This is a genomic window from Rathayibacter sp. AY1F6 (assembly GCF_002932035.1).
Classification (GTDB): Bacteria; Actinomycetota; Actinomycetes; order Actinomycetales; family Microbacteriaceae; genus Rathayibacter.
Genome location: NZ_PSVD01000004.1, coordinates 112,928 through 126,661 on the forward strand (window position 1 = coordinate 112,928; position 13,734 = coordinate 126,661).

Below are 13,734 nucleotides of genomic sequence, written 5' to 3' on the forward strand. Positions count from 1 at the left end.
GTGGGGATCCTCTACCTGCTCGCGCTCCTCGTCTCGATCACCGGGATGATCGTGTTCGACCGCCGCTTCCGGCTGTTCTTCTGGGCGGACGCGCGACGCGCGGCGATCGTGCTGCCCGTGGGAGTCGCGTTCTTCCTGGTCTGGGACCTCGTGGGGATCGGCCTGGGCGTCTTCTTCCGCGGAGAGACCTCCTACATGACCGGCCTGCAGATCGCGCCGGAGCTCCCGGTCGAGGAGGTCCTCTTCCTCACCCTGCTCTGCTACCTGACGATGGACGTGCACGGCTTCCTCTCGCAGCGGGTCGCCCGGCGGGCGGAGGCGCGCGCGTGACCTACCTCCTCCTCAACGCCGTGTTCCTCGCGGTGGTGCTGGTGCTGGTGCTGCTCGCGCTGCGCCGACGCGTCCTGCGCCTGCCCGCCGTCCTCGGCACCCTCGCCGTGCTGCTGGTGATGACCGCCGTGTTCGACAACATCATGATCGGAGTGGGCCTGCTGGTCGCCTACGACGACGACCTGATCTCGGGCATCCGGATCGGTGTCGCTCCGATCGAGGACTTCGCCTACGCGATCGCCGCGGCCCTCGCCCTCCCGGCGCTCTGGGTGCTCCTGCCCTCGCGTCGTCGGAGCGAGCCGTGAACCGGCTGCGCGCGCTGTTCGTCTCGAGCCGCCCGCTGAGCTGGGTCAACACCGCCTACCCGTTCGCGGCGGCGTACCTGCTGACCACCCGCGAGATCGACCTCGCCTTCGTGCTCGGCACGACCTACTTCCTCATCCCCTACAACCTCGCGATGTACGGGATCAACGACGTCTTCGACTACGAGTCCGACCTGCGGAACCCCCGCAAGGGCGGCGTCGAGGGCGCCGTGCTCGACCGGAGCGAGCACCGCGCGACGCTGATCGCGGCGGTGGCCACGAACGTGCCGTTCCTGGTGGCGCTCGTGCTGCTCGGATCCCCGGTCTCGTGGCTGGTCCTCGCGATCAGCGTCTTCGCGGTGATCGCCTACAGTGCGCCGGGGCTCCGCTTCAAGGAGCGTCCGTTCGTCGACTCGCTGACCTCGGCGACCCACTTCGTCAGCCCGGCCGTCTTCGGGATCGCCCTCGCGGGCACCGTGGTCACCGGACCTCTGGTGGCGTTGCTCGTGGCGTTCTTCCTCTGGGGGATCGCGAGCCACGCCTTCGGCGCGGTGCAGGACATCCTGGCCGACCGCGCGGGCGGCATCGGCTCGATCGCGACCGTGATCGGAGCGAAGGCGACCACGCGCTTCGCCATCGCCGCCTACGTCGCGAGCGGCCTGCTCCTGCTCCTGCTGCCCTGGCCGGGGACCCTCGCGGCGATCCTCGCGGTGCCGTACGCGGTGAGCATCTGGCCGTACCGGTCGCTCGAGGACGCCGAGGCGGAGCGGGCGAATGCGGGCTGGAAGCGCTTCCTCGCGCTGAACTTCCTGACCGGCTTCCTCGTCACGCTCCTGCTGATCGTGTTCTGGATCGCCACGGTCTGATCCGCGGCCGGCGGCGCGCGGGGAGGGGCCTCGCCCGCGTCTCCCGCGGGACGGGCCTCGTCAGTCCCGGCGGGCGGGCGGCGCGAGCCGCGGCTCCGGCACGACGGGGGCGGTGGCCGGCGGGCGGCGCACCGGCAGGAGCAGCACCAGCCCCACGGCGAGGACGAGGACGAGCCCGAGGATGCCCCAGTACTGCACGTTCGCCTCGCCGCTGCCCGAGACGGCCGCGGCGATCGAGACGGCGGCGGCGAAGGCGGCGGGCGCGAGGAACGAGGCCGCCCGCCCGGTGGTCGCGTAGAGGCCGAAGATCTCGCCCTCGCGTCCCTCCGGGATGAGGCGGGCCAGGTAGCTGCGGCTCGCCGACTGCGCCGGGCCGACGAACAGGCACAGCAGCAGGCCGAAGATCCAGAACACCGTGCTCCCCCCGTCGTGCAGGACGAAGACGGCGGTGCCGCAGACGACCAGGCCGATGAGCGAGGCGACGATCACGGCCTTGGGGCCGATGCGGTCGTCGAGCGCGCCGACCGAGATGGTCGCCACTCCGGCCACGACGTTCGCGGCGATGGCGAAGAGGATCACCTCGCCGGCGTCGAAGCCGAAGGTGCCCTGCGCCAGCACGCCGCCGAAGGTGAAGACCCCGGTGAGCCCGTCGCGGAACACCGCGCTGGCGATGAGGAAGGCCACGGTGCTGCGGCTCTCGCGCCAGAGGGCGGCGACCTGCGCGAAGAGCGCGCGGTAGGAGGCGATCACGCCGACGCGCTCCGCCCGGCTCGCGCGCGCCGGCGTCTCCGGCACCGCGACCAGCACAGGGAGGGCGAAGACGGCGAACCACACGCCGGCGACCAGGATCGAGACGCGCACGTCGAGGCCGTCGTCCCCCGTCACTCCGAAGAGCCCGACCTCGGGCGAGATGAAGCCGAAGTACACGATCAGCAGCAGGACGATCCCGCCGACGTAGCCCATGCCCCACCCGAAGCCGGAGACGCGGCCGATGGTCGCCCGGGTCGAGACCTGGAGGAGCATCGCGTTGTAGTTGACGCTCGCGAACTCGAAGAAGACCGTGCCGACCGCGAGCAGTCCGAGTCCCAGCCAGAGGAGGGCCGGGTCGGGGCGCACGAGGAACATCAGCAGGATGCAGAGGACGACGACGGCGGAGTGGATCCCCAGCCAGAGTCGGCGGCGCCCGCCGAGGTCGGCCCGGCGGCCGGTGATCGGCGCGATGACGGCGACGACCACGCCGGCGGCGGCGAGGGACCAGCCGAGCGCGGCCGAGACTCCGCTCGAAGTGCCGAAGAGCCCGTCGGTGGTCAGGTAGACGGTGAAGACGAAGGTGGTCACCACCGCGTTGAAGGCCGATCCGCCCCAGTCCCACAGGCCCCAGGCGAGGACGGGCCAGCGGCCGGTGCGCGTCGTCATGGGCCCACCGTAGGGGGAGGAGGTGAACGGCCGGAAGCGGCGGGACCCGTGAGTCCGAGAGTTGAGCCGATGCGACTCAACTTCTCGCCTCCGGACTTGACGCGAGACGACGGATGCGTAAACTTGAGCGTGCGGGGCTCAACCCCCGCAGAGGATTCCGCACCACCCGTCAACTGACCGGCAGCCGCCCGCGCGACGCCGATCGCGAAGGAGAACAACGCATATGTCCCGTGCCGTAGGCATCGACCTGGGAACCACCAACTCTGTCGTGGCCGTCCTCGAGGGAGGCGAGCCCACCGTCATCGCCAACGCCGAGGGCTTCCGCACCACGCCGTCCGTCGTGGCGTTCACCAAGGACGGGGAGGTGCTCGTCGGCGAGACCGCGAAGCGCCAGGCCGTCACCAACGTCGACCGCACCATCGCGTCGGTCAAGCGCCACATGGGCACCGACTGGACCTTCGGCGTCGAGGACAAGAAGTACACCCCGCAGGAGATCTCGGCCCGCATCCTGGGCAAGCTCAAGCGCGACGCGGAGCAGTACCTGGGCGACAAGGTGACCGACGCGGTCATCACCGTCCCGGCCTACTTCAACGACGCCGAGCGCCAGGCGACCAAGGACGCCGGCGAGATCGCCGGACTCAACGTCCTGCGCATCATCAACGAGCCCACCGCGGCCGCGCTGGCCTACGGCCTCGACAAGGGCAAGGAGGACGAGCTCATCCTCGTCTTCGACCTCGGCGGCGGAACGTTCGACGTCTCCCTCCTCGAGGTGGGCAAGGACGACGACTTCTCGACCATCCAGGTCCGCGCGACCTCGGGCGACAACCGCCTCGGCGGCGACGACTGGGACCAGCGCGTCGTCGACCACCTGGTCAAGCGCTTCAAGGACTCGACCGGCGTCGACGTCTCGAAGGACAAGATCGCTCGCCAGCGCCTCAAGGAGGCCGCGGAGCAGGCGAAGAAGGAGCTCTCCTCGAGCACCTCGACCAGCATCCAGCTGCCCTACCTCTCGCTCACCGAGAACGGCCCGGCGAACCTCGACGAGACGCTCACCCGCGCCAAGTTCGAGGAGCTCACCAGCGACCTGATCGAGCGCACCCGCAAGCCCTTCACCGACGTCATCGCCGAGGCGGGCGTCAAGGTCGAGGACATCGCTCACGTGGTCCTCGTCGGCGGCTCGACCCGCATGCCGGCCGTGGCCGAGCTCGTCAAGAAGCTCACCGGCGGCAAGGAGCCCAACAAGGGCGTCAACCCGGACGAGGTCGTCGCCGTCGGCGCCGCGCTGCAGGCCGGCGTCCTCAAGGGCGAGCGCAAGGACGTCCTCCTGATCGACGTGACCCCGCTCTCGCTGGGCATCGAGACCAAGGGCGGGATCATGACCAAGCTCATCGAGCGCAACACCGCGATCCCGACCAAGAGGTCCGAGACCTTCACCACGGCCGACGACAACCAGCCGTCCGTCGCGATCCAGGTCTTCCAGGGCGAGCGCGAGTTCACCCGCGACAACAAGAACCTGGGCACGTTCGAGCTGACCGGCATCGCGCCGGCCCCGCGCGGCATCCCGCAGGTCGAGGTCACCTTCGACATCGACGCCAACGGCATCGTCCACGTGTCCGCGAAGGACAAGGGCACCGGCAAGGAGCAGTCGATGACGATCACGGGCGGCTCGTCGCTGCCCAAGGACGACATCGACCGCATGGTCCGCGAGGCCGAGGAGCACGCCGCCGAGGACAAGGCCCGCCGCGAGGCCGCCGAGATCCGCAACAACGCCGAGACCCTGGCGTACTCGATCGACAAGCTGATCAAGGACAACGAGGACAAGCTGCCCGAGGACGTCAAGTCCGAGGTGCAGGGAGACGTCGACGCGCTGAAGACCGCGCTCGCCGGCGACGACGACGCGGCCGTCAAGACCGCGTTCGACGCCCTCAACGCCTCGCAGACCAAGATCGGCCAGGCGATCTACTCCCAGGACCAGGCCGCGCAGAGCGCCCCCGCGGACGCTCCGGCCGACGGTGACAAGAAGGACGACGAGGACATCGTCGACGCCGAGGTCATCGACGAGGACGAGCCGAAGGACACGAAGTAGCCATGGCAGCCGAGAACGAGCCCCAGGACCTCCCCGAGGAGCAGCCGGTCACCGGCGGCGAGGCGGGAGCCGAGGCGGCGCAGGACGCCCAGGACCAGGAGGGCCTCATCGAGGCCGAGGGGCCCGACGTCGAGACCAGCCTCTCGGACGCCGACCTCTCGTTCCTGTCGGGACAGTCCAGCGCCGAGACGCTCGCGGCCGAGCACCTCGCCGACCTCCAGCGGGTGACCGCCGAGTACGCGAACTACCGCAAGCGCACCGAGGCGAACCGCCAGGTCGACAAGGAGCGGGCGATCGGCGACGCGGTGAAGGTCATTCTCCCCGTGCTCGACGACCTCGACCGCGCCGAGAAGCACGGCGACCTCGCCGAGGGCGGGCCCTTCACGGCCATCGCGCAGAAGCTGCGCGGCGGAGTGGAGAAGCTCGGCCTGGTGAAGACCGGCGCCGTGGGCGACCTGTTCGACCCGAACATCCACGAGGCGATCTTCCAGCAGCCCACCCCCGGCGCCGAGACCTCCACGGTCGCGGACGTCGTCGAGGCGGGCTACTACCTCGGAGGCTCGCTGCTGCGGGCCGCCAAGGTGGTCGTGGCAGTCCCCGCCGACTGACCCCGCCACCGGCACCACCACCGCGGAGGACCCCGCCCCGCTCGGCAGCACGCTGCCGGACCGGGGCGGGGTCCCTCGCCGCATTCGACACAGGAAGAGGCACATGGCCAGCCAGGATTGGTTCGACAAGGACTTCTACAAGGTCCTCGGCGTGTCCAAGGACGTCTCCGCCGCGGACCTGAAGAAGACCTACCGCAAGCTCGCCCGCCAGTTCCACCCCGACTCCAACCCGGGGGATGCGAAGGCCGAGGCGCGCTTCAAGGAGATCAGCGAGGCGTACACCGTGCTCTCGGACGCCGAGCAGCGCAAGGAGTACGACCAGATCCGCGCCATGGGCGGCGGAGCGCGCTTCACCGCGGGCGGCCAGCCCGGAGGGTTCGACGACGTCTTCGGCGGCATGTTCGGCCAGGGCGGGCGCACCTCCTACAGCACCCAGCAGGGCCCGCCGCCCGGCTTCGAGGACATCCTCGGCGGCATGTTCGGCGGCGGAGGCAGCCGTTTCGGCCAGCCCAGCGGCGGCTACCGCGGCTTCGGCGGCCCGCAGAAGGGCGCCGACGTCACCGCCAGCACCACCATCGACTTCCGCACCGCGACCCGGGGTGACACCGTCCAGCTGCAGACCGGCGACGGGCGCACCCTCTCGGTGCGCATCCCGGCCGGCGTGGCCGACGACCAGAAGATCCGCGTCCGCGGCAAGGGCCGCCCCAGCCCGGACGGCGGTGATCCCGGCGACCTGGTGCTCACTGTCTCGGTCCGCAAGCATCCGGTGTTCGAGCGCGACGGGCTGAACCTGCGCGTGACGGTCCCCGTGACCTTCGTCGAGGCGGTCTTCGGCGCGACGATCGAGGTGCCGACCCTCGGCGGCGAGCCCGTCAAGCTCCGGGTCGCCGCAGGCACCCCGAGCGGCCGCGTCCTGCGCGTCAAGGGCCGCGGCGTCACGACTCCCAAGGGCACGGGCGACCTGCTCGCCGTCCTGCAGGTCGCCGTCCCGAGCCACCTGTCCGCCGCCGCCCGTGAGGCCCTCGAGGCCTACGCCGCCGCCGAGCCGGACGAGGACCCGCGCGAGGACATCCTGGAGAAGGCCCGCTACTAGCACCGGATCGGCGCGACCGGTCGGAGGAGGAGACATGGACGAGAACACGCCCGTCTTCGCGATCGCCGTCGCCGCCGAGCTGGCGGGGATGCACCCGCAGACCCTGCGGCAGTACGACCGGCTCGGGCTCGTGAGCCCGACCCGCACCGCGGGCAAGTCGCGCCGCTACTCGATGCGCGACGTGGTGCAGCTGCGCGAGGTCGCCCGGCTCTCCTCCGAGGGCGTCTCTCTCGAGGGCATCGCGCGCATCCTGCAGCTCGAGAACCAGGTGCAGTCGCTCTCGCAGCGGGTGCGCGAGCTGGAGGCGGCCCTCGCCGACGAGCTCCTGAACCGGCCGGGCCGCCGCGTGTTCGCCGCCGGACTCGAGGGGGACGTGGTCACTCTGCGCCACGGCACGCGCGCGCAGCGCCGGACCGAGCTGGTCGTCTGGCGCCCCGCGACACGATCAGGGGCCGCCGACGACGCCACACCCTGAACGAGGGGTAGCCTGACCGGGCGCCGCCCCGTCATCGCGGCGCCTGCCCCTCCGCTCGGGGCGGAGAGCAGGAGGACCGCCGTGGACCACGACAGCAGCACCCCGCGCGACGAGCGCGACGCCCGCCGGGAGCAGGCCGCCCAGGAGCAGTCCACCCAGGAGCAGGTGTCGAACGCTGCTCGACAGGAGCAGGCCCCGGACTCCACGCGCGCGTCCCGCAGGACGCCCGTCGTCCCCGACAACGGGTTCTCCCGCGAGTCCTACGCGATCCACGCCGCCCGCAGCGACCTCCCCCTCTTCTCGGATGCGCTGAACGCCGGCCGCGACGACTCCGGCTGGCTGTCGTCGCTCTCGAGCACCCTCGCCGGTCCCACCGGGCCGGTCGGCTCCCCGGACTCGGCCGCCGAGACGGCGCAGGCCGCGCTCGACCGCCGCACGCGCCGTCGGAGCGACGAGTCCGACTCCTGAGCCGCGGCCCCGGCTAGTCGCGCAGGCGAGTGGCGGCCATCCGGGCGTCGACCAGGCGGCCGCCGCTGAGGCGGGCGAGGATCACGGAGCCGAACGGCAGCGCGCGCACCAGGGGCAGACCCTCGACCCGCTCCTCGTCCGTGTAGCCGAGGAGGACGTACATCCCGACCACGGCGATCGCGGCGATCGTCGCGACCCGCGCCGGGATCTGGTCCATCATGCCGCCTCCGCCGTCGATCGGCTCGGCGAGCGTGACGCACATGAGGAAGATCGACGCGTAGACCGCCAGGTGCACGTGGGAGCGGCTCCACGGGCGCGCGAGCGCGGCGATCGGCAGGATCCAGAGGGCGTACCAGGGGTGGATGGCGGTCGACGCCGTCACGAACGCGAGCAGCGCGCCGGACAGGCGGGCGAGCGGATCGATGGAGCGCCGCGACAGCATGAGGCGCGCAGCGATCAGGCCGGCGAGCCCGAGCGCGAGGATCTTGACCACGGCGATCGCCGCGGCGGGGTCGTGACCGGTGAACTCGACGGCGCGGGAGACCGAGACCGTGACGAACGACATCGGCGCGTACCAGTGCAGGATCGAGCCGGGCACGACCATCGCCGCGACCCAGCCGACCCCGACGCCCGCGAGCAGCCCGACGGCGACCACGAGGCCGAGCGCTCCGGCGCCCGTCCAGAGCCAGCCGCGGGTGCGCTCACGCCACGTCGCGTCGTGGCGCAGCCACAGGAGCGCGAGCACGGGGAGCGCGATCACGGCGATCGGCTTGATCGCGATCGCTCCGGCCATCAGCACGACGGCGGCGATGCGCCGGTCGGTCTGGGCGTAGTAGAGCGACGCGAGGATGAGCGCCAGCATCACGGAGTCGTTGTGGCCGGCGACGACGAAGAGCACGAGGGTCAGCGGGTTGGCGACGATCGTCCAGGCGGTGAGCGGGACCGAGAGGCCGCGCAGGCGCGCCAGGCGGAGCGCGTAGACGGCCATGACGGCCACGCCCGCGACCGACACGGCGCGGAGCATCGCGATCGAGAGCTCCGGTGCGCCGTAGCCCGCGAACTGCACGGCGGTGCGCTCGATCAGGAGGTAGAGGGGCCCGTAGGGCGTGGGCGTGTCGGCCCAGAGCGGGTCGACGCCGAGGTCGAACCAGCCCGGGAGCGTCGCGACGCCGTGGGTGTAGGGGTCGATGCCCTGGGTCATCAGGCGACCCTGCGCCACGTAGGAGAACATGTCGTGGCTGAACAGCGGCACCGTCACGAGGAGCGGAGCGGTCCAGGCGAGGGCCGCCACCACGATGGTGCGGACGGAGCCGGGGCCCGCCGCGAGCGCGACCGTGCGCAGGCGGAGCCACGCGATCAGCAGCAGCATCCCGCCGCCCACGACGAGGGCGCCGCTGGACTCGGTGAGCCAGCCCGTGGCGCGGATCGAGGCGACGAGAGGCCAGTCGCGGATGGGCGAGCCGGCGGGCAGGTAGCCCACGCCGAGCGAGCCGAGGAGGATCGCGATCGAGCCCAGCAGGCCCGTCGCCAGCGGTGCGGCCTCCATGAAGCGGAGCCGCGGTCGGCGCTGCCGTCCCGTTGCCCGGGCCGTGTCCGGCCGCTCGATCGTCCCCCGTGAAGCCATCGGAGCCACGCTAAAGGATGGGACTCCGAAGTGCATGGACGGCCGGTGAACGGTTGATCAGTCGGCGCTCAGGTTGTACAAGCACCCGCACGCGCACCGATCAGGGCAGGCGCGGCACCGGGGCCGGCTCCGCGAAGCGCAGCTGGTTGCCGAACGGATCGATCACGTCGAGCGCGAAGCCGAACGGCGTGCGGGTGATCCGCGGGTTGAGGTAGGGGTACGCCTTCGCGTCGAGCTCGGCGTGCAGCTCGCGGACACCGCGGAGGGCGACGTGCACCGCGGCGCCGGGACTGCCGTCGCGGTGGTGCTCGCTGAGGTGCAGGCGCAGCCCCGAGCGCGACACCTGCAGGTAGAGGGGGGCGTCGAGCGCGGCGCGGTGCTCCCAGTCCACCTCGAAGCCGAGGTAGTCGACGTAGAACTCGCCCGCCTTGGCGACCGAGAAGATCCGCAGGATGGGCACGGCCGCCTCCAGCCGCACCGGCTCGAGCCGATCCGGCTCCTCCGCGCTCGACCGGTCCCGTGCACGCCGTCTCGTCTCCACGCCACGAGGCTAGCCGCCCCGCGGTCGGCCCGGAGCCGGAGGGTCAGTCGACGAGATCGAGACCGCGCAGCAGCCGGAGGGTCTCGACCCCGGCGGGCGGGCAGCGGCCCGCATCGGAGCCGTCGACCCAGTGCAGCGAGTCGATCTCGCCGCTCGGGCGCGCCTCCCGGTCGAGCTCGGCGGCGAAGACGCTCATGTGGACCTCCCGCCCCTCCGGCTCGCCGTGCGCCTGGGTGCGGACGGTGAACAGGGGCTCGAGGCCGAGCGCGACGGCGCCGAGCTCCTCGCGGGCCTCGCGGGCCGCCGCCTCGATCCCGCTCTCGCCCTCGTCGACCTTGCCGCCGGGGAGGTAGAGGACGTCGCGGCCCCGCGCCGTGACCATCAGGACGCGCCGGTCGCGGAGGACGGCGACGGCGGACACGACGATCGGAGGGAGGGTGCTCATCCGCTCATCATGCCCGCCGCGGGCGGACCGTCGCGGCGCCCCCGCGGCTACCATGGGGGCACACCAGAAGGACGCGCGCAGCCGGCGCGCGCCGGGGCCCCGTGCGCCCGAACAGCTGAGGAGCAACCCGTGGCAGAACCCACCACCCTCGACAAAGTCATCACCCTCGCGCAGCACAGGGGATTCGTCTTCCCCTCGGGTGAGATCTACGGGGGCACCCGCTCCGCGTGGGACTACGGGCCGCTCGGCGTGGAGTTCAAGGAGAACATCAAGCGCCAGTGGTGGAAGACCTTCGTGCAGGGCCGGGGCGACGTCGTCGGCCTGGACTCCGCGGTCATCCTGCCCACGGCGATCTGGCACGCCTCGGGACACGTCGGCGTCTTCTCGGACCCGCTGACCGAGTCGCTGATCACCCACAAGCGCTACCGCGCCGACCACCTCTTCGAGAAGTACGAGGAGGTCAACGGCCACCCGCCCGTGAACGGCCTCGCCGACATCCCCGACCCGGAGCACCCCGACAAGGTCGGCCAGTGGACCGAGATCAAGCAGTTCTCGGGCCTGATGAAGACCTACCTCGGCGTCGTCGACGACGAGTCGGGTCTGCACTACCTGCGTCCCGAGACCGCCCAGGGCATCTTCACCAACTTCGCGAACGTGCTGCAGAGCGCCCGTCGCAAGCCGCCCTTCGGCATCGGCCAGATCGGCAAGGCGTTCCGCAACGAGATCACCCCCGGCAACTTCATCTTCCGCACCCGCGAGTTCGAGCAGATGGAGCTCGAGTTCTTCGTCGAGCCCGGCACGGACGAGGAGTGGCAGGAGACCTGGATGCAGCTCGCCTGGGACTGGTTCGTCGGGCTCGGGATGAACCCCGAGAACATCCGGCAGTACGAGCACCCGAAGGACAAGCTCTCCCACTACTCCAAGCGCACCGTCGACATCGAGTACCGCTTCAGCTTCGCCTCGGGCGAGTGGGGCGAGCTGATGGGAGTCGCGAACCGCACCGACTACGACCTCAAGACGCACATCGAGCACTCGGGCAAGGACCTCTCGTTCTTCGACCAGAACAAGAACGAGCGCTACGTGCCGTTCGTGATCGAGCCGTCGTTCGGCCTCACCCGCGCGCTCATGGCGTTCCTCGTCGACGCCTACGAGGAGCAGGAGCTGCCGCCGAACGCCAAGGGCAAGGTCGAGACGCGGACCGTGCTGCACCTCGACCCGCGCCTGGCGCCGGTGAAGGTGGCCGTGCTGCCGCTCTCGCGCAATGAGGCCCTCTCGCCGCTCGCGCGCCGCGTCGCCGACCAGCTGCGCCAGCTCTGGAACGTCGACTTCGACGACTCCGGAGCGATCGGCCGCCGCTACCGCCGCCAGGACGAGATCGGCACCCCGTACTGCGTGACCGTCGACTTCGACTCGCTCGAGGACGACGCCGTGACCGTCCGCGACCGCGACACGATGAAGCAGGAGCGCATCCCGCTCGAGCAGCTCGAGTCGTACCTCTTCACCGGGCTCCGCGGGGCCTGACGCTCCTCCCGGGACTCCGCCGACCGGACGGGTCGGCGGCGTCCCGGAGGGCGCGGACCAGCCGGCCCTGCGGTCAGCGCTCGCGGGCGAGCAAGGCGAAGACGAGGGTCGAGGTCCACTCGCCCTTGCAGAACTCGTCCTCCCGGTGGTGCGCCTCGAGGCGCATCCCGAGGCGCTCGCAGAGGCGGGCGGAGGCGGTGTTCCGAGCGTCGAGCTGCGCGATCACGCGGTGGGCGCCGAGGGTGTCGAACGCGAGGTCGAGCAGCGCCCGGGCGGCCTCGGTCGCGTAGCCGCGCCCCTGCGCCTCCGGGTGCAGCACCCAGCCGATCTCGACCGCCTCCTGCTCGACGGACGTCGCGATGAGCGTGAGGTCGCCGATCATCCTCCCGGCGAGGACGCCCTCCCGGGGGACGATCGCCAGCACGGCCGCGTCGCCGTCGGCGGCGAGCCGTGTCGAGGGGAGGCGGCGCTGCAGGTGCGCCCGCGACTCCTCGGGGGTGCGCACCGGCCAGCGGAGGAACCGGACGGCGTCGGCGTCGCCCTGGTAGCGCGCGTGGTCCTCGGCGTCCTCCGGTCCGAGGGGACGCAGGAGCAGGCGCTCGGTGAGCAGCGGCGCGGAGCGCAGCGGCTCCGCGTCGAAGGGGAGCCGGAGGCTCACGCGGTGGCGGCGTCCGCGTCGGGGCGGGCGGCGGCGGCGGGCTCGGCCGGGACCTCGATGCCGAAGAGCGCCTCGAGCCCGGTGAGGTAGGCCCCCTGGGCTCCGGCGCGCGCGTAGTCGCGGGCGCGGACGCTCGGAGTGTGCAGCAGGACGCCGGCGAGGTGGCGGAGCGCCTGCTCGGTGCGGCCGTCCTCGTCGCCGCGCGAGCGGGCCCGCTCGATCTCGGCGTCGAGCGCGTCGAACACGTGGGCGCGCAGGGCGACGACGGCCGGAGTGAGGCTCTTCTCGTCGGCGACGTCCGAGAACTTCCGGGCCGCCTTGTCGACGAGCGCGCGCGCCTGCTGCGACGCGTCGAGCACGTCGAGAGGTGCGTGCAGGCTGATCGTCTCGAGGTCGAGGAGCTCGACGCCGGCGACCGAGGTGACGTCGGAGGCGACGTTGCGCGGCAGGCCCAGGTCGATCACGAGCTGGCGCTCGCGGGAGAAGCCCTGGAGGCGCCCGGCGGCGAGCAGGGCGGCGTCGAGCACCGGCTCGTGGGTCGTGGTGCAGGTGATGACGATGTCGGCCGAGACCGCCTCGAGCGCGAGATCGGAGGCGGCGATGGGCCGGAGCGAGCGGCGGGCGGCGAAGCCCTCGGCGCGGCCGGAGGGGGAGTGCACGGCGATGTCGACCACTCCGCGGTCGCGCAGGGCCGCGACGGTCGCCCGCGCGTAGCTGCCGGTGCCGACGAGGAGGACGCGGGCGGCCCGCCAGTCGGTGACGCGGCTCGCGGCCAGGTCGAGCGCGAGGCGCACGATCGAGCGGCCGGCGCTGCCGAGGCCGGTGCGGTTCTTGATGCCGCGCGAGGTCTGCGAGGCGCGCTGGAACAGCCGCTCGAGCTCGGAGGAGGTGGTGCCGAGGCGGCGCGCCTCCTCGAGGGACCGGCGGACCTGGCCCGCGATCTCGCCCTCGCCGACCACGACGGACTCGAGCCCGCTGGAGACGGCGAAGAGGTGCTCGGCCACCCGGTCGCCCGAGACGACGTCGACGCTCCCGCGCAGCTCGTCCTGCTCGACGCCGGTCGCGGCGCTGACGGCGGCGGTGGCGGCCTCGACGGCGACGGCCTGCGCGGCGGTCAGCGGCTCCTCGATGTCGAGGTAGGCCTCGAAGCGGTTGCAGGTCGCGACGACGACGGCTCCGGAGACGAAGTCGATCCCCTCGGAGAGGGCCGCGGTCACGGCGGAGGAGTCGACGGAGAGCTTCTCGAGGAGATCGAAGCTGGCGTTCTTGTGCGACGCCGTCAGACACAGAAGCACCACGTC

15 protein-coding genes are annotated in these 13,734 nt (G+C 71.9%); 9 read left to right on the top strand and 6 right to left on the bottom strand.

The features are described 5' to 3' along the window. From C5C44_RS05565 to C5C44_RS05575, 3 genes are read left to right on the top strand one after another with little or no spacing between them, the layout of a single operon-like run. Entirely contained in the window at positions 1 to 330 is a 330-nt protein-coding gene (locus C5C44_RS05565) for a lycopene cyclase domain-containing protein (protein ID WP_104335485.1), read from the top strand. Then, positions 327 to 635: a lycopene cyclase domain-containing protein gene (locus C5C44_RS05570; RefSeq protein ID WP_104335486.1), complete on the top strand. Its 309-nt coding sequence runs from the start codon at positions 327 to 329 to the stop codon at positions 633 to 635. Before C5C44_RS05565 ends, C5C44_RS05570 begins: the two co-directional genes overlap by 4 nt. Then, positions 632 to 1,498, top strand: a complete 867-nt coding sequence (locus tag C5C44_RS05575; protein ID WP_104335487.1) for a prenyltransferase — start codon at positions 632 to 634, stop codon at positions 1,496 to 1,498. The genes C5C44_RS05570 and C5C44_RS05575 overlap by 4 nt, the downstream gene beginning before the upstream one ends. A gap of 60 nt (positions 1,499 to 1,558) precedes the next feature. On the opposite strand, the gene C5C44_RS05580 is transcribed toward C5C44_RS05575, so the two are convergent. Continuing rightward, positions 1,559 to 2,914 (bottom strand): MFS transporter, encoded by a 1,356-nt coding sequence (locus tag C5C44_RS05580; protein ID WP_104226134.1) that lies wholly within the window; start codon positions 2,912 to 2,914, stop codon positions 1,559 to 1,561. Positions 2,915 to 3,137: 223 nt separating this feature from the next. On the opposite strand from C5C44_RS05580, the gene dnaK reads away from it, so the two are divergent. The 5 genes from dnaK (at position 3,138) to C5C44_RS05605 (ending at position 7,644) form a co-directional block, all read left to right on the top strand. Continuing rightward, positions 3,138 to 5,000 carry a molecular chaperone DnaK gene (gene dnaK, locus C5C44_RS05585; RefSeq protein WP_104222890.1) on the top strand — a complete coding sequence of 621 codons (1,863 nt, stop codon included), beginning with the start codon at positions 3,138 to 3,140 and terminating at the stop codon, positions 4,998 to 5,000. Between the two features lie 2 nt (positions 5,001 to 5,002). Beyond that, positions 5,003 to 5,608 (top strand): nucleotide exchange factor GrpE, encoded by a 606-nt coding sequence (locus tag C5C44_RS05590; RefSeq protein WP_104237617.1) that lies wholly within the window; start codon positions 5,003 to 5,005, stop codon positions 5,606 to 5,608. Between the two features lie 103 nt (positions 5,609 to 5,711). Beyond that, positions 5,712 to 6,701, top strand: a complete 990-nt coding sequence (locus tag C5C44_RS05595) for a DnaJ C-terminal domain-containing protein (RefSeq protein ID WP_104222888.1) — start codon at positions 5,712 to 5,714, stop codon at positions 6,699 to 6,701. 34 nt (positions 6,702 to 6,735) lie between these two features. Further along, on the top strand, positions 6,736 to 7,176 hold the full coding sequence (locus tag C5C44_RS05600; RefSeq protein ID WP_104335488.1) for a heat shock protein transcriptional repressor HspR: 441 nt from the start codon (positions 6,736 to 6,738) through the stop codon (positions 7,174 to 7,176). Positions 7,177 to 7,257: 81 nt separating this feature from the next. Further along, positions 7,258 to 7,644 carry a hypothetical protein gene (locus C5C44_RS05605; RefSeq protein WP_104287840.1) on the top strand — a complete coding sequence of 129 codons (387 nt, stop codon included), beginning with the start codon at positions 7,258 to 7,260 and terminating at the stop codon, positions 7,642 to 7,644. Positions 7,645 to 7,657: 13 nt separating this feature from the next. Here the strand turns inward: C5C44_RS05605 and mptB are convergent, their stop codons facing one another. From mptB to C5C44_RS05620, 3 genes are all read right to left on the bottom strand, one after another. Continuing rightward, on the bottom strand, positions 7,658 to 9,268 hold the full coding sequence (gene mptB, locus C5C44_RS05610) for a polyprenol phosphomannose-dependent alpha 1,6 mannosyltransferase MptB (protein ID WP_146084312.1): 1,611 nt from the start codon (positions 9,266 to 9,268) through the stop codon (positions 7,658 to 7,660). A gap of 100 nt (positions 9,269 to 9,368) precedes the next feature. Continuing rightward, positions 9,369 to 9,809, bottom strand: a complete 441-nt coding sequence (locus tag C5C44_RS05615) for a glyoxalase superfamily protein (protein WP_208543318.1) — start codon at positions 9,807 to 9,809, stop codon at positions 9,369 to 9,371. A 43-nt stretch (positions 9,810 to 9,852) separates the two neighbouring features. Beyond that, positions 9,853 to 10,254: an NUDIX domain-containing protein gene (locus tag C5C44_RS05620; protein WP_104222884.1), complete on the bottom strand. Its 402-nt coding sequence runs from the start codon at positions 10,252 to 10,254 to the stop codon at positions 9,853 to 9,855. A 129-nt stretch (positions 10,255 to 10,383) separates the two neighbouring features. On the opposite strand from C5C44_RS05620, the gene C5C44_RS05625 reads away from it, so the two are divergent. Continuing rightward, positions 10,384 to 11,775 (top strand): glycine--tRNA ligase, encoded by a 1,392-nt coding sequence (locus tag C5C44_RS05625; RefSeq protein WP_104226140.1) that lies wholly within the window; start codon positions 10,384 to 10,386, stop codon positions 11,773 to 11,775. Positions 11,776 to 11,848: 73 nt separating this feature from the next. Here C5C44_RS05625 and C5C44_RS05630 read toward each other — a convergent pair whose 3' ends face one another. Next, positions 11,849 to 12,433 (bottom strand): GNAT family N-acetyltransferase, encoded by a 585-nt coding sequence (locus tag C5C44_RS05630; RefSeq protein WP_258062863.1) that lies wholly within the window; start codon positions 12,431 to 12,433, stop codon positions 11,849 to 11,851. Continuing rightward, entirely contained in the window at positions 12,430 to 13,728 is a 1,299-nt protein-coding gene (locus C5C44_RS05635; protein WP_104335532.1) for a glutamyl-tRNA reductase, read from the bottom strand. Before C5C44_RS05635 ends, C5C44_RS05630 begins: the two co-directional genes overlap by 4 nt. Positions 13,729 to 13,734 lie beyond the last annotated feature (6 nt).